The sequence below is a fragment of the Colwellia sp. BRX10-9 genome (assembly GCF_014077405.1).
In the GTDB taxonomy this organism is placed as follows: Bacteria; Pseudomonadota; Gammaproteobacteria; order Enterobacterales; family Alteromonadaceae; genus Colwellia_A.
On record NZ_JACGVV010000009.1, the window covers coordinates 99,842 to 117,092 of the forward strand.

General features: G+C 38.3%; 17 protein-coding genes and 1 tRNA gene. 6 read left to right on the forward strand and 12 right to left on the reverse strand.

The features are described 5' to 3' along the window. Positions 1-7: 7 nt before the first annotated feature. The 9 genes from pheS to H4J69_RS07850 form a co-directional block, all read right to left on the reverse strand. Positions 8-988, reverse strand: a complete 981-nt coding sequence (gene pheS / locus H4J69_RS07810; protein WP_070373741.1) for a phenylalanine--tRNA ligase subunit alpha — start codon at positions 986-988, stop codon at positions 8-10. A gap of 215 nt (positions 989-1,203) precedes the next feature. After that, positions 1,204-2,538: an ammonium transporter gene (locus H4J69_RS07815; RefSeq protein WP_259367729.1), complete on the reverse strand. Its 1,335-nt coding sequence runs from the start codon at positions 2,536-2,538 to the stop codon at positions 1,204-1,206. After that, positions 2,525-2,863, reverse strand: coding sequence for a P-II family nitrogen regulator (locus tag H4J69_RS07820; protein ID WP_070373742.1), 339 nt, complete (start codon positions 2,861-2,863; stop codon positions 2,525-2,527). Before H4J69_RS07820 ends, H4J69_RS07815 begins: the two co-directional genes overlap by 14 nt. 330 nt (positions 2,864-3,193) lie before the next feature. Then, a complete protein-coding gene (locus tag H4J69_RS07825) occupies positions 3,194-4,297 on the reverse strand; it encodes a phosphoribosylaminoimidazolesuccinocarboxamide synthase (RefSeq protein ID WP_070373743.1) in 1,104 nt (367 codons plus the stop codon). Positions 4,298-4,572: 275 nt separating this feature from the next. Further along, entirely contained in the window at positions 4,573-4,932 is a 360-nt protein-coding gene (gene rplT / locus H4J69_RS07830; protein ID WP_070373744.1) for a 50S ribosomal protein L20, read from the reverse strand. 15 nt (positions 4,933-4,947) lie between these two features. Continuing rightward, positions 4,948-5,142 (reverse strand): 50S ribosomal protein L35, encoded by a 195-nt coding sequence (gene rpmI, locus H4J69_RS07835; protein ID WP_070373745.1) that lies wholly within the window; start codon positions 5,140-5,142, stop codon positions 4,948-4,950. Between the two features lie 214 nt (positions 5,143-5,356). Continuing rightward, positions 5,357-5,911: a translation initiation factor IF-3 gene (gene infC / locus H4J69_RS07840; RefSeq protein WP_070373746.1), complete on the reverse strand. Its 555-nt coding sequence runs from the start codon at positions 5,909-5,911 to the stop codon at positions 5,357-5,359. Between the two features lie 115 nt (positions 5,912-6,026). Continuing rightward, positions 6,027-7,937, reverse strand: coding sequence for a threonine--tRNA ligase (gene thrS, locus H4J69_RS07845; RefSeq protein WP_070373747.1), 1,911 nt, complete (start codon positions 7,935-7,937; stop codon positions 6,027-6,029). Positions 7,938-8,077: 140 nt separating this feature from the next. After that, positions 8,078-9,721, reverse strand: coding sequence for an NAD(P)/FAD-dependent oxidoreductase (locus H4J69_RS07850; protein ID WP_182218015.1), 1,644 nt, complete (start codon positions 9,719-9,721; stop codon positions 8,078-8,080). Between the two features lie 141 nt (positions 9,722-9,862). Between H4J69_RS07850 and fdxA the strand changes: the two genes are divergently transcribed. The 6 genes from fdxA (at position 9,863) to H4J69_RS07880 (ending at position 14,619) form a co-directional block, all read left to right on the forward strand. After that, the gene (gene fdxA / locus H4J69_RS07855; protein WP_182218013.1) at positions 9,863-10,192 is read left to right on the forward strand and encodes a ferredoxin FdxA; all 330 of its coding nucleotides are present in this window, start codon (positions 9,863-9,865) and stop codon (positions 10,190-10,192) included. A 62-nt stretch (positions 10,193-10,254) separates the two neighbouring features. Further along, positions 10,255-11,139, forward strand: a complete 885-nt coding sequence (locus H4J69_RS07860) for a fructosamine kinase family protein (RefSeq protein ID WP_259367730.1) — start codon at positions 10,255-10,257, stop codon at positions 11,137-11,139. A gap of 129 nt (positions 11,140-11,268) precedes the next feature. After that, positions 11,269-11,490, forward strand: coding sequence for a CPXCG motif-containing cysteine-rich protein (locus tag H4J69_RS07865; RefSeq protein ID WP_182172011.1), 222 nt, complete (start codon positions 11,269-11,271; stop codon positions 11,488-11,490). Between the two features lie 149 nt (positions 11,491-11,639). Beyond that, positions 11,640-13,001, forward strand: coding sequence for an MATE family efflux transporter (locus H4J69_RS07870; protein ID WP_070373752.1), 1,362 nt, complete (start codon positions 11,640-11,642; stop codon positions 12,999-13,001). Positions 13,002-13,103: 102 nt separating this feature from the next. Beyond that, positions 13,104-13,180, forward strand: a tRNA-Val gene (locus H4J69_RS07875). 164 nt (positions 13,181-13,344) lie between these two features. Further along, positions 13,345-14,619, forward strand: a complete 1,275-nt coding sequence (locus H4J69_RS07880) for a tyrosine-type recombinase/integrase (RefSeq protein ID WP_182244478.1) — start codon at positions 13,345-13,347, stop codon at positions 14,617-14,619. A 115-nt stretch (positions 14,620-14,734) separates the two neighbouring features. Here the strand turns inward: H4J69_RS07880 and H4J69_RS07885 are convergent, their stop codons facing one another. The 3 genes from H4J69_RS07885 to H4J69_RS07895 form a co-directional block, all read right to left on the reverse strand. Beyond that, a complete protein-coding gene (locus H4J69_RS07885) occupies positions 14,735-15,010 on the reverse strand; it encodes a hypothetical protein (protein WP_182244479.1) in 276 nt (91 codons plus the stop codon). Between the two features lie 65 nt (positions 15,011-15,075). After that, complete coding sequence (locus H4J69_RS07890) at positions 15,076-15,429, reverse strand: RusA family crossover junction endodeoxyribonuclease (RefSeq protein WP_182244480.1); 354 nt, start codon at positions 15,427-15,429, stop codon at positions 15,076-15,078. Positions 15,430-16,121: 692 nt separating this feature from the next. After that, positions 16,122-17,246 carry a DUF4268 domain-containing protein gene (locus H4J69_RS07895; protein ID WP_182244481.1) on the reverse strand — a complete coding sequence of 375 codons (1,125 nt, stop codon included), beginning with the start codon at positions 17,244-17,246 and terminating at the stop codon, positions 16,122-16,124. Positions 17,247-17,251 lie beyond the last annotated feature (5 nt).

The window sequence follows — 17,251 nt, forward strand, 5'->3', positions numbered from 1 at the left end:
GGCTTTCCTACTTGAACTGTTTTAAGAAGCGAAGATCATTTTCGAAGAATGAACGTAAATCGTTTACACCGTAGCGCAACATGGTTAAGCGTTCAACGCCCATGCCAAAAGCAAAACCTGTGTATACTTCAGGGTCAATACCTACTGATTTTAAAACGTTAGGATGAACCATACCGCAACCTAAAACTTCTAACCATTTGCCATTTTTGCCCATAATATCCACTTCTGCTGAAGGTTCAGTAAAAGGGAAATAAGAAGGACGGAAACGAATTTCAACTTCTTCTTCAAAAAAGTGATGTAAGAAGTCGTGTAAAATACCTTTAAGATGCGTAAAGCTAACATCTTTATCAACCATTAAGCCTTCAACTTGGTGGAACATTGGCGTATGCGTTTGATCGTAATCATTACGATAAACTTTGCCTGGAGATATAATACGTAAAGGCGGTTGCTCTTTTTCCATAGTACGAATTTGTACACCAGAAGTCTGTGTACGTAAAACTAACTTAGGATTGAAGTAAAAAGTGTCATGGTCTTGACGTGCAGGATGGTGCTCTGGAATATTCAGTGCATCAAAATTATGAAAATCGTCTTCAACCTCAGGACCTTCTTTAACAGAAAAACCTAAATCACCAAAAAAGCTTTCTATACGCTCAATAGTACGTGTTACTGGGTGTAAACCACCTAGGTCATTACTACGCCCTGGCAATGTTACATCAATAGACTCAGCAGCTAACTGTTTAGCAATAACCTCTGCACGCAATAACTCACCACGTTCGGTTAATAATTTTTGTACTTGCTGCTTAGCAATATTGATCACTTGCCCTGCTTTAGGTTTTTCTTCTTTAGGTAATTTACTTAAGCCCTTCATTTGCTCAGTGAACAAACCTTTCTTACCTAAAAAATTAACGCGAACTTGATCAAGCTCTACTGGATCTTTTGCTGCAGAAATAGCTTGTTCTGCCTGCAATATTATATCGTCTAAATTCATGAGTTCCTCTAAAACGGCTCTAAAACCGTTCAGTAAATTTGAAGGTTTTGGCTAGACTGATGGTATTAATATAAATGGTGTATGATTTTACACAAAAATCAATTGATTATGTAGTGAAAAGAGTGCTTTTACTGAAAAAACAGCTCAGATAAGAAAAAGGCCTCTATTTCAATAAAGGCCTTGCTGTTTTTTGACGTCTAAATCACAAAATTTAACTACAAATTATACCCTGATTCATCATGTTCAATTAAATCAAGGCCCGTTATTTCTTGTTCTTTATCAACCCTTAAGCCTTTAGTCATCAAGGAAACAAGCTTAAACAACAGGTAAGAGACAACCGCCGTATAGACAATAACAGCGCCAATTCCCACTAATTGAACACTGACCTGCCCTAACATCGTGGTGATACCCTCTGCATAACCATAACCACTAAAAGCGCCTAGCTCTGTAGAAGAAAACACACCCGCTAATAAAGTGCCTAAAATACCCCCGACACCATGCACGGGAAAAACATCTAAAGAATCGTCAATTTTTAACTTTTGTTTAATATAGACCGTTGAATAAAAACAAATAAAACCCGCAGAAATTCCTATAACTAGTGCGCCACCTGGGCCAACAAAACCTGATGCAGGTGTTATTGTCCCTAAACCGGCAACCATGCCCGTTACCGCGCCTAAGACACTCGCTTTACCAAATTTTTTCCATTCAATAGCAGCCCAAGTCAGTGCACCTGCTGAAGCGGATAAATGCGTGACTAACATAGCCATTGCTGCGTCACCATTGGCGGCTAAGGCACTACCACCATTGAAACCAAACCAACCGACCCAAAGCAAACCTGCCCCCGTAATAGTCATGGTTAAGTTATGTGGCAACATAGGCGTTCGAGGGAAACCATATCGAGGACCTAAAACAACAGCAGCAACCAATGCGGCAACACCACAGGTAATATGCACCACAATACCACCGGCAAAATCATAAATGCCCATTTGGCCTAACCAACCGCCGCCCCAAACCCAATGAGTTACCGGAGCATAAACCGCTAGCAACCATAAGCCACTAAAAATTAAGACTGCAGAAAACTTCATTCTTTCTGCATAAGCGCCAATAATAAGTGCTGGAGTAATAACCGCAAACGTCATTTGAAATAAAGCAAACAAGCTTTCCGGAATATCACCAACAAGGGTTTCTTTGGTTATTCCCATCATAAGTACTTTGCTAAAATCCCCTATCCACGCATTACCTTCACCAAAGGCTAAGCTATAACCGACCACAAACCAAAGTATCGAAGAAAGAGCAGCAATTGAAAAACACTGCATAAGAATAGAAAGAATATTTTTACGTCGAACTAATCCACCGTAAAATAAAGCGAGTCCGGGTAAGGTCATCATTAGGACTAGAGCCGTTGATGTGAGGATCCACGCCGTATTTGCGCCGTTCAATTCGTCATTGCTGGCAAAACTTGGCAATGCGACCGCGGACAAAAGTAAAACAAAAAGTGTTAATACTTTATTCATCGTTATGCTTGAGTGTAACTGTTTAAATAGCTTCATTATCTGTTTCACCTGTTCTGATCCTAACAATATGTTCGATGTTAGTGACAAATATCTTACCGTCACCTATTTTTCCTGTTTGTGCTGTTTCGAGAATAGTGTCGATAACACGCTCAACCATTTCATCCTTAACAGCGAGCTCAAGTTTCATTTTTGGTAAAAAATCGACAACATATTCGGCACCACGATAAAGTTCGGTATGACCTTTTTGACGGCCAAAACCATTAACTTCGCTTAACGTTAATCCTTCTAGACCTATCTCACTGAGTGCTTCACGAACATCATCGAGTTTAAAAGGTTTGATTATTGCGGTTATCAACTTCATTTGTTCACCTTTAGTGCATATTATTTAAGATTGTTTATATAAATTTATTTAAGCACCATTTGTGCCCAAAGAGACAATCAATTAAAAAACAATAAGTTAAAAAATAATAATTAATATTACACCGCTCAAATGCACCAAAATGTTACACACAAACACAACCCAAACACCATATTGGTGCGCAGATTATGACCATTAGTCAGATTTTATGTTTAAGAAAAAGTGTAAAGGGCAAAATTGAAGGTTTAGTATTAGCAAAGGTTAGAGATGGTAAATAGCGCACAAAAAAAAAGCCCTACGGGTGTAGAGCTTTTAAGCAGAGACAATAACGACTTAATCGATTAGCTGATACTGCTCGCGTAAAATATCAATAATTTCAGCTTTAGGGTTAGCAGACAAAACAATTTTTTGACCGGTAATTTTCTCAGCGATCGCTGTGTATGTTTGTGACACATCCATTAATACGGATGCCGGTAACTCATTGTTGCGAGCTAAAGCTAAGCGCTCGTCCATGCGATTTTTATTTAATAAAATATCAGCATCAGGGAAATGTGCTAAAAGTAATTGGCGGAAACCTTCTTTCGAGTTTTCAACCACTTTACCGGCACGATATTGCTCGCCATCCCAAATACGTGAAGAATCAGGCGTACCCACTTCGTCCATATAAATTAACTTGTCGTTGCCAGCTTTATCTTTTACATAGCCAAATTCAAACTTAGTATCTACAAAGATTTGGTCAAGCTTTGCCAACGCATCAGAAATAACGTCAAAACCTTCCGTTAATAATTTTTCGTATAAAGTAATATCATCAGGCGTTTTAAAATTAAAGGCTTCAAAATTATCTTCAATATTTTTGCGAGTAATATTAACATCATCAATCGCAGGAACGCCCGGAATGCCTTCTAAAATACCTTTTGTTGAAGGTGTTTGTAGAAGTTCAGGTAGCTTTGAATCTTTCAATAATCCTTCAGCTAATTCGATACCACAAAAATCACGTTCACCTTTTACGTATGAACGCCACATAGAACCGGTAATATACTGACGACAGATAGCTTCAATCATTACAGGTTTAGCTTTTTGTACGATCCAAACAAACGGATGTGGAATATCAAGAATATGACTATCGGCTAGACCTTGATCTTTAAATAATTTAAACCAATGATTTGATATAGCATTCAGTGATGCACCTTTTCCAGGTACACCTTGCATACCACCTTCGCCTTGCCAAATACATTCAAAAGCAGAAATACGATCACTAATAACCATAATGGCTAAAGGTGTGTCGTCGGCAACATCATAGCCTTTCTCTTGAATTAGTCGCTTACTATCCGCGTCGGTTAACCAATAAACACTGCGCACTTTACCGCTGTGAACTGGTGCATCGGTACGAATAGGTAAATCATTATTTACCGCTAAAATTTGATCTGCAAGACTCATCGGTTTAAACCTTAATTATCAAGTTAATATTAATTGTAGCGAATAATATCTTTGCGCGTTATCCCAAAAGATAAAATAGTATTCGGTATAATTAATAAAAACATTTTAATACATTATAACCAAGGTGTTTAGTTTAATTTCCAAAGTAAAGAACGGTGCTAATAACTATTAGTAAGTACTTTAAAACGCAGAAAGTGAGCTAAAGAACAAGTTAGTATAATTAAAAAAAGAAAAGGACGCCTAATGGCGTCCTTATCTCAAAGCTTTTTCAAGTTCTATGCAGCTAAAGCAGCTTTCGCTTTTTCAACTAAGAATGTGAATGTTGCTTTGTCGTATACTGCAATATCAGCTAGGATCTTACGATCGATTTCAATAGCAGCCTTTTTAAGACCATTAATGAAAACACTGTAAGATAAACCGTTTATGCGAGCTGCTGCATTTATACGAGTGATCCAAAGCTGACGGAATTGACGTTTACGTTGACGACGATCGCGGTAAGCGTACTGACCTGCTTTAGTTACTGCTTGATAAGCAACACGGTAAACACGGCTACGTGCTCCGTAATAACCTTTAGCTTGCTTTAGAACCTTCTTGTGACGTGCACGAGCTTGTACACCACGTTTTACTCTAGCCATTCTATATCTCTCCTATTAACCGTGACGTAAAAGTTTTTTAACTGACTTAATGTCAGCCGCCGAAATCATGCACTTAGCACGAAGATGACGTTTAACTTTAGTACGACGCTTAGTCAAGATATGACGAAGGCCAGCTTGTTTGAACTTGTAGCCAGAGGCTGTTTTTTTAAAGCGCTTCGCAGCACCTTTGTTAGTTTTCATTTTAGGCATGAATATTACTCCGCATTCATGTTTGTGCTATTACACATAAACATTGCCATTGAAATTTAGCAACTTAGGCGAAAAACTTAACGCGTTTATTTAAGGATAAACAAAAATAAACGTTAGTTTTTACTTTCAGGCCTAAAGTTACCCGTTAAAATCAATAATGGTGAACTTATTTTAATTTACATCAAACTAAGTTACTTGAAATACCGGTTATTGATTATTTTTTAGGTGCTAGTACCATCACCATTTGTCTTCCTTCCGCACGACGCGGGAAGAATTCAAGTACAGTTAACTCTTCTAAATCGTTTTTAACGCGAGTTAGTAGTTGTAAACCGAGTTCTTGGTGAGCCATTTCACGACCACGGAAACGTAAAGTTACTTTAACTTTATCGCCACCCTCTAAAAAGCGCTTCAGGTTGCGTAGTTTTACCTGATAGTCGCCTTCATCTGTTCCAGGACGGAATTTAATTTCCTTAACCTGTATCTGTTTCTGGTTTTTGCGTTGTTCTTTTTGTTCTTTAGCTTTTTCATAGATAAACTTACCGTAATCCATAACACGGAGTACAGGAGGTTTAGCCGTAGGGCTTATTTCAACAAGATCAACACCAGCTTCGTCAGCTTGATCCATTGCTTCATCTAATGTGACGATGCCACCAGGCTCTCCGTCAAATCTAATCAAACGAACTTCATTATCAGCAATACCTGTAATTAACTCATTTAAACGATGTGCTGGCTCTTTTTGCCCGCCTCGTTGTCCACCTTTAATAGCCATGTTCCTCCAAAGAACTTTGTTCCGAGTAGCTGGTGTTATTTTTAACTTAACAACTACTCAGATTAATAAAATATTTTGATGTATGTTATAAACGTTATTATAAGTAATTTAAACGCTAACTGCGAGAGTTAACTTCTTCACTTAGTTTAGAAATAAAGTCATCAACAGACATTTTGCCTAAATCTTCACCACTTCGCGTTCGAATAGCGATTTCGCCTGCTTCCATTTCTTTGTCACCAACAACTAACAAATATGGAACACGCTTCAAAGTGTGCTCGCGGATTTTAAAGCCTATCTTCTCATTTCTCAAGTCTAGTTTTACTCTAAATCCACTTTCTTTTAGTTTTTTAACAACTTTTTCACAATATTGACCCTGTTTGTCGGTAATATTCATCACAGTTGCATGAATTGGAGATAACCAGGTCGGAAACTTCCCGGTAAACTCTTCAATCAAAATTCCAATAAAACGCTCAAGTGAACCTAAAATAGCACGATGAATCATCACTGGGATGTATCTTTCGTTGTCTTCACCAACATAAGTTGCGCCTAAACGCTCTGGTAAAGCAAAATCGAGCTGCACTGTACCACATTGCCAAGCACGACCTAAACAATCCATTAAGGTAAATTCAATCTTAGGACCATAAAATGCTCCTTCGCCTGGTAAATATTCAAATTTGATGTCGCTGTCGGTTAATGCTTGTGCAAGGCCCGCTTCAGCTTTGTCCCAAATTTCATCACTACCAATGCGATTTTCAGGACGCGTTGATAATTTAACAACAACATCTTCAAAACCAAATGAACCATAGACATCGTATACCATCTCGATACATTTTTTTACTTCGGCTTGTACTTGTGATTCCATACAGAAAATATGAGCATCATCTTGAGTAAAACCACGAACGCGCATTAAGCCATGTAATGAACCTGATGGCTCGTTACGATGACAACAACCAAACTCAGCGATACGTAAAGGTAAATCGCGGTACGATTTCAAACCTTGGTTGAATATCTGTACATGACCTGGACAGTTCATTGGTTTTATCGCGTATTCACGCTTTTCAGACTCAGTGGTGAACATGCCGTCGGCATATTTTTCCCAATGACCTGATTTTTCCCAAAGGCTTCTGTCCATCATCATCGGCGCTTTAACTTCGTCATAATCATATTCGTGTAATTTTTCACGAATAAATTTCTCTAACTCAGTGTAAATTGTCCAACCATCGTTATGCCAAAACACCATGCCTGGTGCTTCTTCTTGCCAATGAAATAAATCTAATGTTTTACCAATTTTACGGTGATCGCGCTTTTCAGCTTCTGCTAAACGAACGATATACGCTTTAAGTTGCTTTTTATCAGCCCAAGCTGTGCCGTAAATACGTTGCAACATTTTGTTGTCAGAATTACCGCGCCAATAAGCACCAGCAACTTTCATCAATTTAAAATGATGACAATGACGCATACTAGGTACATGAGGACCACGACACATATCAATGTATTCTTGGTGATGATATAAAGCAGGCGTATCAGTTTTCTCGATGTTTTCATCAAGAATCTGTAATTTGTAGGTTTCACCACGCTCAGTAAACGCATCGTAAGCGTCTTGCCATGAACCTGTTTTCTTAACAACTTCATAACCGGTGCGTGCTAGTTCAGTCATACGTTTTTCAAGTTTGACTAAATCGTCTTCAGTAATTGACTCTTCAAGGTCAATATCATAATAAAAGCCGTTATCAATCGTTGGTCCAATCGCCATTTTAACATTTGGGTATAACTGCTTAATAGCATGCCCTAGTAAATGCGCACAAGAATGACGAATAATCTCAAGAGCTTCGTTATCTTTATTAGTGATAAGTTGTAAAGAAGCATCTTGGGTAATTAATTCACAAGCATCAACAAGATTTCCGTCGATACGACCCGCGATGGTTGCTTTAGCAAGACCAGGTCCTATGTCTAAGGCAACATCCATTACCGATACTGCATTGTCGAATGAACGTTTTGAACCGTCAGGGAGAGTGATAACAGGCATTAATTTTCCTTTATTTCAGTGGCGTCACACACAAAGTGACGCTTGAATATATTTTTAATAATATAAACTATTTCTTTTGGGAAATATTTGAGGTCGCAAATATAGGGGAATTCCCCTTTATTTGCAATATAAAGACAGACTTATCTTTTTGCCATCATTGCCAGCGCCATCGCTTCTGCGACTTTAATACCATCAATACCCGCTGATAATATACCACCTGCATAACCAGCACCTTCACCAGCCGGATAAAGACCTTCGACATTAATGCTTTGCAGTGACTCTCTATCACGGGTAATTTGAATGGTTGATGATGTTCTTGTCTCAACAGCCGTTAATGTCGCATCATTCATTGAAAAACCTTTTATCTTACGTTCAAAGGCAGGTAATGCTTCACGAATAGCGGCAATAGCGTAATCAGGTAAGGTTTCACTTAAGTCGCAATATTTAACGCCGGGCTTGTATGAAGGGCTAACTTCGCCATGCTCACCGCTTTTACGTCCAGCAAGAAAATCACCAACCAACTGCACTGGCGCATCATAATTTTCTCCACCGAGTTTAAAGGCTGTTTCTTCTAAACGGCGTTGAAATTCAATACCCGATAATACGTCTGAAGGATCATCTTTATTAGCAAAGTCGCTAGGCTCAATACCAACAACAATTGCGCTATTCGCATTACGCTCATGACGCGAGTATTGGCTCATACCATTAGTGACTAAGCGCCCTTCTTCTGATGCCGCTGCAACTACAGTTCCGCCAGGACACATACAGAAGCTGTAAACACTTCGACCATTATTACAATGGTGTACTAATTTATAATCTGCAGCGCCTAATATTTCATTACCGGCATTGTCACCAAAACGTGCATCATCAATAACTGATTGCTCATGTTCTATGCGAAAGCCAACTGAAAAAGGTTTAGCTTTTACCGAGACTTTATTTTTAACAAGCATCTCAAAGGTGTCACGAGCGCTATGACCTACGGCTAAAGCAACATAATTGGTATCAATACGTTCGCCACTGGCCAGTGTTAAGCCATTAATACGTTTGTGTCCATCAGCACCTTGCTCTTCATCAAAATGAAATTCGTCAACGCGTTGTTCAAAACGAATTTCACCACCAAGCGCAATAATCTTAGCGCGCATTTGCTCAATCATAGTAACGAGCTTAAAGGTACCAATATGCGGTTTACTCACAAATAAAATTTCTTCAGGCGCGCCTGCATCAACAAATTCATGCAGCACTTTACGGCTATAATGTTTCTTGTCTTTAACTTGGCTATAGAGTTTACCATCAGAAAAAGTACCTGCACCACCCTCACCAAATTGTACATTAGATTCAGTATTGAGTATTTTTTTGCGCCAAAAGCCAAAGGTATCTTTGGTGCGTTGACGTACTTCTTTACCGCGCTCTAAAATAATCGGCTTAAATCCCATTTGAGCAAGTACTAATCCGATAAATAAGCCACATGGACCAAAGCCAATAACAACAGGTCGTTGTGATAAGACTTCTGGCGCTTGGGCAACAAAATTGTAGCTCATGTCAGGGCTTACTTTTACTTGGCTGTCTTTAGCAAATTTTTCAAGTAATTCTTCATTAAGGCGAGTGTCTACATCAAGCGTATAAATCAACACTATTTTTGCTTTTTTACGTGCGTCATATCCGCGCTTATGAACCGTAAAATCAATTAGCTGATCTTCAGAAATTGATAATGTATCTAGAATAGCCAGTTTTATATCAGCTTCTTCATGATCAAGCGGCAGTTGGATATTTGTTAAACGCAACATAGTGAGCGGTTCCAAAAAGAGAAAAGGGAATTTTTCGGCATTTTACCTGAACATACCTCTCAGTTAAATCAACAATTGAAATTATTGCTAAGCTAGGTATGATCAGCTCGAAAATATTTCATCTCATCAAAAGAGTACGTTATGGCATTTGTAGTTACCGACAATTGTATAAAATGTAAATATACCGACTGTGTAGCAGTATGCCCAGTGGATGCATTTTATGAAGGTCCTAATTTTTTAGTCATCAGTCCTGAAGACTGTATTGATTGTGACTTATGTCCGGTTGAATGCCCTGCAGGCGCTATATATCAAGAAGATGACGTTCCTGAAGATCAAAAAGAATTTATCGAACTCAATGCTGAGTTAGCTAAAGTATGGCCGAGAATAACCGAAGTAAAACCCGCACCTGCCGATGCACAGGAATGGGATGGCGTACCCAATAAAATAGCTCACTTAATTATTGAAAATTAAAATCAGCTCAGCAAAATAAACACATTGCTCAATTATTAACTATACTCACACCAACAGGGTCAATGAATAATTGGTGCATTATGTGGCAATCTATTGAGCAAGCAATCAAAACTGAAACCGGTGAGCAATTCACTATTGAAAAAAAGCGCCTTATTTCAACAAGTGAAAGCAATTTAGCTTACCAACTAAGCAATAAGCATGATCATTACTTTATTAAAATTAAAGATAAAAATCACTTCAACCATTTTGAATCAGAAGCTTACGCCCTAAATCAAATACGTTCTCTTAAACAAATCACTTGCCCCGAAGTTATAGCATTAGGAAGCACCCTTGATAAAAGCTTTATTGTGCTTGATTACATTCCATTTTCACACGCTACCGAAAAACATTGGTATAATTTAGGTGCACAGCTCGCCTTGATGCATAAAGGTTCGCCACATGGACAATTTGGTTGGCAACACGACAATTATATTGGCGACACTTTACAGCCGAACAACTGGCGTAGTAATTGGAAAACCTTCTTCTCAGAACAACGAGTTGCTTGGCAATTACAATTACTGAGCGAAAAATCAATAACACTGGGTAACATTGACCATATTACTGATATTTGCCACGACGCATTAAATCATCACGATGTTAAACCTTGCCTAGTTCATGGTGACTTATGGATGGGTAACTTAGGCTTCACAGACTCTTTGTCAGTCATTTATGATCCTGCTTGCTATTATGGTGACCGAGAAGTCGATATTGCGATGACCGAACTCTTTGGCCAACTACCTTATGATTTTTATCAGGGTTACCAAGATATTTTCCCCCTTGAAAAAGGCTATGAGCAACGAAAGCTCATTTATAATTTTTATCATATCCTAAATCATGCGAATCTATTTGGTGGTATCTATATTGATCAATCAAGAGCTTTGTTATCTCGAATTTTATCATTACATTAATGTTAAAATAAAATTGATTGCACACAATAAGTTAAATAATTTAGACAACTTTATTTTTGATTTTGTTAGCGATTTTTACAAATATGAACATACTTAATCATCAGTAACCAAAAGAATCTAGGAGGCAAAATGTCCCAGGAATCAAGCTTACAAGCGATAAAAGAAAAACGTATTAGCTGCCCTCATTGCGGTCATCACTTACATTTATCTTTAGATACATCGGCTGGTGATCAAGATTATTACGAAGAGTGCCCTTCTTGTTGTCGAGATATTCACTTAAATATGCATATTGATGAATACCGCCAAAAAATTCAATTAGCGATAGACAGTGATGACGAACAAGTTTTTTAGTAATTATTACTCGTGTTTTCGCTTCACCATTGTTTTTTATAAAGGCTAAATTCACTAGAGAAACATTGCACAACTGCTTTAAACCTATATCATTCTCATCTTGATCATTTTTCTTCTTAAAATGATGGTTTTATAAGCACTCTTCCCTAATGAATATTACTGACTTTAGAAAAAACACCAAAAGCCTAATGAAATTGGCTTATCCTATTTTGATCGCTCAACTTGTGCAAACCCTAATGGGATTTGCAGACACGGTGATGGCTGGTCGAGTGAGCGCTACCGACATGGCTGCAGTAGCCGTTGCTAGCAGTGTTTGGCTACCCTTAATACTAACTATATATGGTTTAGTTATGGCACTTGCTGCCATAGTATCGCAACTTGCTGGAGCAAAAAAATTCCATTACGTTGCCAAAGCGACCTATCAAACAGCATGGATAGCATTAACCTTAGGTTTGTTGTTGATCGTTTTATATTATGCGATCACCCCCTTAGTCATTGAACAAATCCCACTAGAAAGCCATTTAAAACAATTACTTTTTGATTACTTAGGCTATATCGTTTGGGGGGGGCCAGGTTTTTGTTTATATCTTGTCTTAAGAAACTACTCTGAAGGTTTGTCGCATACCAAACCAACAATGATCATCAGTATCATAGGTTTGTTAATTAATATTCCGGCTAATTATATTTTTATCTACGGTGAGTTTGGCATGCCTGCACTAGGTGGTGCCGGTTGTGGTATCGCCACAGCTATCGTTTATTGGGTTATGTTTGTCTCGATGTTTATTTATTGTTACGTATCAAAAAAATTAAAACATGCCTCATTATTTGAACGTTTTTACTGGCCAAACTGGCTAGAAATAAAAGAAATACTGACGATCGGTTTTCCTATTGCAATGTCATTACTGTTTGAGGTGAGTTTATTTGCCGTAGTCGCAATTATTTTGGTGCCCTTTGGTGCAGAGGTTGTTGCAAGCCATCAAATAGCCATTAACTTTTCAGGCTTAGTATTTATGGTGCCATTAAGTTTAGCTATGGCCGTGACTATACAGGTGGGTTATGCCGTTGGTAATAATGATTTAGCTAACGCGAAAGAAATATGCAATTATTCACTGATATTGTCACTTGTTATTGCAGTTGGTACTGCACTATTAACGATTGCTTTACGCTACCCCATCGCAGAAATATATACGCTAGATAGAAAAGTGATTGAGTTAGCCGCTAGCCTAATGTTTTTAGCTTCTTTATTTCAGTTTTCCGATGCAATACAAGTTATTTCTGCGGGAGCATTGCGAGGCTATAAAGATACGCAGTCTATTTTATACATTACTTTCTTTTCATATTGGGTCATTGGCTTAAGTTTAGGGCTAATTTTAGGGTTAACCAACTGGATAATTGACCCGATTGGTCCTTATGGTTTTTGGATAGGTATAATTTTTGGCTTAACAACTGCAGCCGTATTATTAGCTTGGCGACTCAGTATCATTCAAAAAAGAGTCGAAATGGCGCATTAATAAGCAAACAGTTAATTATTTAAATTGAAATACATAAAACTACTTGCAACTAACATTTCATATCGATAATATGACGCCCGTTGGTTAAAGCAACTAACAATTGCTCGCTTAGCTCAGTTGGTTAGAGTACTTGCATGACATGCAAGGTGTCACTGGTTCGAGTCCAGTAGCGAGCACCAAACATAGGTTCTTTAAGAACCAATAGAGACCGGAAAACCCTAATCAAACAAGGTTTTCCGGTTTTTTTATGTCTTATAGCTTCCGATATAAACTCGTGACATCCTCAAAAAAAAGCAGTACTGTAAACAGTACCGTTCAAATAGCATACAACTGGTACTGCTTTATGCCGAAAGTAACCCCCCTAAGCTCTACGGAAGTCAAGCAATCGTTATCTAACCCAAAAGTTAAAGCTGCTATGGCAGAAGGTAAAGTGTTTATATTGCGTGATGGTGGTGGCCTACACCTCAGAATAAGGCCGAATAAATCAAGATCATGGGGTTTAGACTATGTACAGCCATATACCAAAAAGCGTGTAAGCATCAGTTTTGGCACATACCCTACCGTATCACTGGCATCAGCCAGAGAGCATAGACAGAATGCAAAAAGACTCCTAGACAACAATATAGATCCCAAAAAACATCGGGAAGAATTAGAGCGCAAAGAAGTGCTATCGACTAATAATACGTTCGAGGCCGTTATGCTTACTTGGTTCGAATTGAAAAAAACCAAGGTTAAAGCAAATACCGCAAACGGTATTTTCCGGAAACTCGACAAGTATATTCTTCCGGAGTTAGGAAAAAGACCAATTAAAGAAATATCAGCGCCAGAGGTCATCGAAATATTAAAGCCAGTTGCGGCAAGTGGCATTCTCGAAACTAACACTAAAATAATTCGATATTTAAACGAAATTATGACCCATGCAGTTAACGCCGGCATTATTGACCATAACTCGCTAGCTGGCATAAAATCTGTTTTTGAAACACCTAAAACCAAACATGTGCCAACCATCAGGCCTGAAGAATTACCAAAGTTCATGAAAGCATTAAGCCTTTCTCGTGCAAAACTTGTGACGAGGCTTTTAATCGAATGGCAACTTCATACTATGGTTAGACCCGGAGAAGCTGCAAAAGCGCGATGGTCAGAAATTGATTTTGTCAAAGAGCTGTGGAATGTTCCGGCAGAGACCATGAAAAAAAATCGCGATCATACAGTGCCATTAACTGAGCAAACATTAAAAATACTTGAATCAATAAGGCCAATTAGCGGCCATCGTGAGTTTATATTTCCTGGGGACACAAATCCAAACAGACATGCAAATGAATCAACTGCGAATAACGCAATTAAGGGTATGGGCTATCATGGGATATTAGTAGCACATGGTATGCGTTCAATTGCAAGTACAGCCCAAAATGAACAAGGCTTCGACTTTGACGTTGTTGAAGCTGCATTAGCTCATCTAATTAAAGATAAAGTACGCCGAGCATACAACCGTGCTGATTATCTAATACCAAGAACGGTAATGATGGCTTGGTGGTCAAATTATATCGAGCATGCTTCAACGGGGAATTTAAGCTTAGCGAGTACTTTAAATGAGCTTAAGTTAGTGAATAGCAACTAAAGCTGTACAAAATACCACCCTGTTACGAATATTGCGCAACAATAGGTATGTTAAACACAAAACCTTAGAAATATCTCGCCACTTACTAGTGTAACTTGGCGGTAAAAGCCTCGCTTCACATGCTGTTTTTTGCTCGTTCTTTCAACGGCAACAACCTAATAGCCGGAAAGCTTTTTAGACGAATTGCTAGCTGTGTAAGCAAGTGTAGGAGTTTACCTAAAGCAACACACTCAGGCAAACGTTCTTCTCGCCGAACTTTTTTACTATGGTCATGTGGATACCCATGCCAGTCATCAATCAAGTTGCCGTAATTTTGTAACCTGAAGAAACGACTCACTATTGGATTAATATACTGGTCAGCACAAGTGAAGTCGTAATTATTAGTTAGCACTACAACTGACTTGTTTCGGATTAAGGGATCAAACCCTTCTCTGCTGACATATAGTAGAAGCTTCATCAACGAAAGCATACATTCGATAACTCTCTTGTTTTGCGGTGTATGCGTATTGATCGCGTAACGATGCCCTCAACTTGAAATTCATCATCGACCCAGAAGCCACCGTGAGATAATGAGTCATAAACAGCCTTGTTAAAATTATCAGCATCATAAGAACGTCTATCACCGCGATAAAGCTCTAAACGAATCAATACAGCGTCTTCAATCATTATTTTAGCAAGTCCAAGCCTTTGCAATATTTCAACAACAGCTTGCTTGTAATCGCGCCCTTTCTTACTCAACAACACCCTATCATCAACATGTCTATAATAAGTATTGTTCGATGGTGGAAACGGCAAGGTAAATTTATACATCAATAATCAACTATCAATTGAACGTACAAATATATTCACTTCTAAACATTCATCTTTCAAACAAGAAAATCACTCATTTAATTTCGACTGGCTTTTTTGACCTCTAGCCTATTTAGTACAAAAATTAGTAATTAAAACACGTCGGTCACTATAGACAAACTATGTATTCATAGGATATATTTGTCGGACGAGACAAAGGAAGGAACTTCCAACTTGTCACGCCGAACAGATAAGCGGAGCTTATCCAAATATACCCCCCATAGTATTACCGATTCAAACATTCAAAACCAATAAAACCAAAAACAAACCCTTATATACCAACGCCTACAGCCATGTTTGAAGTATTTACTCTAATTCCTATTAGCTTTTCAGCACCGTTACAAACGTAACTTCTCTGGAGGTACGTGGAAGCGTTGCTCTGTAGAGCATTCGCCTATTTTTTATACAGCGTATTTTGACGGTTTGATACGCCCAAAACTAGCCCCGTTACAAAGAATGTTGCGCGATTTGCTACGAATTCACCAAAGACCAGGCATAAAAAAACGGCTCATATAGAACCGTCATTTAGTACACATCTAGGGTAATTCGAAGATAACGCGAAAATAGAGTCGTTATCTAAATGTCAAAATAACGACTGAATTCACTGTTAAGGGCTTCTGATTGTTCTAGTAAATCATCCATAATTTATCACCCTACATACTTTTTAACTGTTGGTTCGTTTTAGGTAAATGCACCCTAAACGCACTTTCAAATTTTATTGTGGTAGCAAGAAACCACTGAATAAGTTCGGGCCAGTTGTCAATTTCATAAGCATCACATTCTTTTACTATCACTATTTTAGACTGCTTGGCATTATCTTGCCTTAACCATGTAAGGGGTTGACCAAAGGTGTCATTGATAACATCTTCATTTACTTTTAATTTATCAAAAAATTGTTTATTACGTTCAGCTTTACCTCGTTGAAATACAAGTTCGATTCGTACTTCCTTTTTGTTGAAAATTAAGAAATAACCACAACCTGAAACTCCTGCCGTTGTAGAGACCCAATTGTCTTTGCTAGGGCTTATATTGTTGAATAACTTACAATCACTATGATGTAGAACGTCTAACAAACGCCCCCAAAACTCTGACCGTATTTTATGCCGGTTGCTTATCTCTGTTTTAGTTTGGATTTCTTCAGCTTCTTTAGCGTTAATACCAATCATGAATTCTTTGGCTTCAGGTGTCGGAATAATTTGTTCAACGTTTAAAAATAGTTCATCACTCATCGCATACGGCGTTACTTTAAAGCACTGTAGTTGAATGTTATGGCTAAGCAGCCACAAAGCAGTGCTGGTAACTTCCTTACGGTAATTAGCTGCTACAAACACTAACCGTTGGGCATTGCCGCTATTAAGTACCAACTCTTCAAGATCGGAAAGATTAAAAAACTCGCATAAGTTAGCTTTAGCATCTTCACCGTCACAGTAACGGTTCAAATATTTCTGATAAATATCGACTATTTGTTGTTTAGTTAAGCTTGAACAATAAGACGCATATTTTAGCGCCTGCCAAAGCACATCACGGCCACTGTCATCGAGTTTATTTTCAATAACAACTAAGTTGCCGTCTTTATCTAACGCGAGTAAATCAAGACGCTCACGCGTATCATCAAAGCCATCGAACTCTTTTTGAATGATCAACAGCTCTTCACCCAATGCATTTGGTTCATTAGCTAACCATTCTTGGAGATGTGCCCGCTCTGTAAAGCCTAGCTCAGAAAAACTCTTACTTTGAATACGTGAAATACGGTTACTGCTTGAATCAATTTTAAACATGAAAG

Coding starts and splice junctions, on each gene's coding strand:
- pheS (WP_070373741.1), bottom strand. CDS start 988: ATGAATTTAGACGATATAATATTGCAGGCAGAACAAGCTATTTCTGCA.
- H4J69_RS07815 (WP_259367729.1), bottom strand. CDS start 2,538: ATGAAGCTATTTAAACAGTTACACTCAAGCATAACGATGAATAAAGTA.
- H4J69_RS07820 (WP_070373742.1), bottom strand. CDS start 2,863: ATGAAGTTGATAACCGCAATAATCAAACCTTTTAAACTCGATGATGTT.
- H4J69_RS07825 (WP_070373743.1), bottom strand. CDS start 4,297: ATGAGTCTTGCAGATCAAATTTTAGCGGTAAATAATGATTTACCTATT.
- rplT (WP_070373744.1), bottom strand. CDS start 4,932: ATGGCTAGAGTAAAACGTGGTGTACAAGCTCGTGCACGTCACAAGAAG.
- rpmI (WP_070373745.1), bottom strand. CDS start 5,142: ATGCCTAAAATGAAAACTAACAAAGGTGCTGCGAAGCGCTTTAAAAAA.
- infC (WP_070373746.1), bottom strand. CDS start 5,911: ATGGCTATTAAAGGTGGACAACGAGGCGGGCAAAAAGAGCCAGCACAT.
- thrS (WP_070373747.1), bottom strand. CDS start 7,937: ATGCCTGTTATCACTCTCCCTGACGGTTCAAAACGTTCATTCGACAAT.
- H4J69_RS07850 (WP_182218015.1), bottom strand. CDS start 9,721: ATGTTGCGTTTAACAAATATCCAACTGCCGCTTGATCATGAAGAAGCT.
- fdxA (WP_182218013.1), top strand. CDS start 9,863: ATGGCATTTGTAGTTACCGACAATTGTATAAAATGTAAATATACCGAC.
- H4J69_RS07860 (WP_259367730.1), top strand. CDS start 10,255: ATGAATAATTGGTGCATTATGTGGCAATCTATTGAGCAAGCAATCAAA.
- H4J69_RS07865 (WP_182172011.1), top strand. CDS start 11,269: ATGTCCCAGGAATCAAGCTTACAAGCGATAAAAGAAAAACGTATTAGC.
- H4J69_RS07870 (WP_070373752.1), top strand. CDS start 11,640: ATGAATATTACTGACTTTAGAAAAAACACCAAAAGCCTAATGAAATTG.
- H4J69_RS07880 (WP_182244478.1), top strand. CDS start 13,345: ATGCCGAAAGTAACCCCCCTAAGCTCTACGGAAGTCAAGCAATCGTTA.
- H4J69_RS07890 (WP_182244480.1), bottom strand. CDS start 15,429: ATGTATAAATTTACCTTGCCGTTTCCACCATCGAACAATACTTATTAT.
- H4J69_RS07895 (WP_182244481.1), bottom strand. CDS start 17,246: ATGTTTAAAATTGATTCAAGCAGTAACCGTATTTCACGTATTCAAAGT.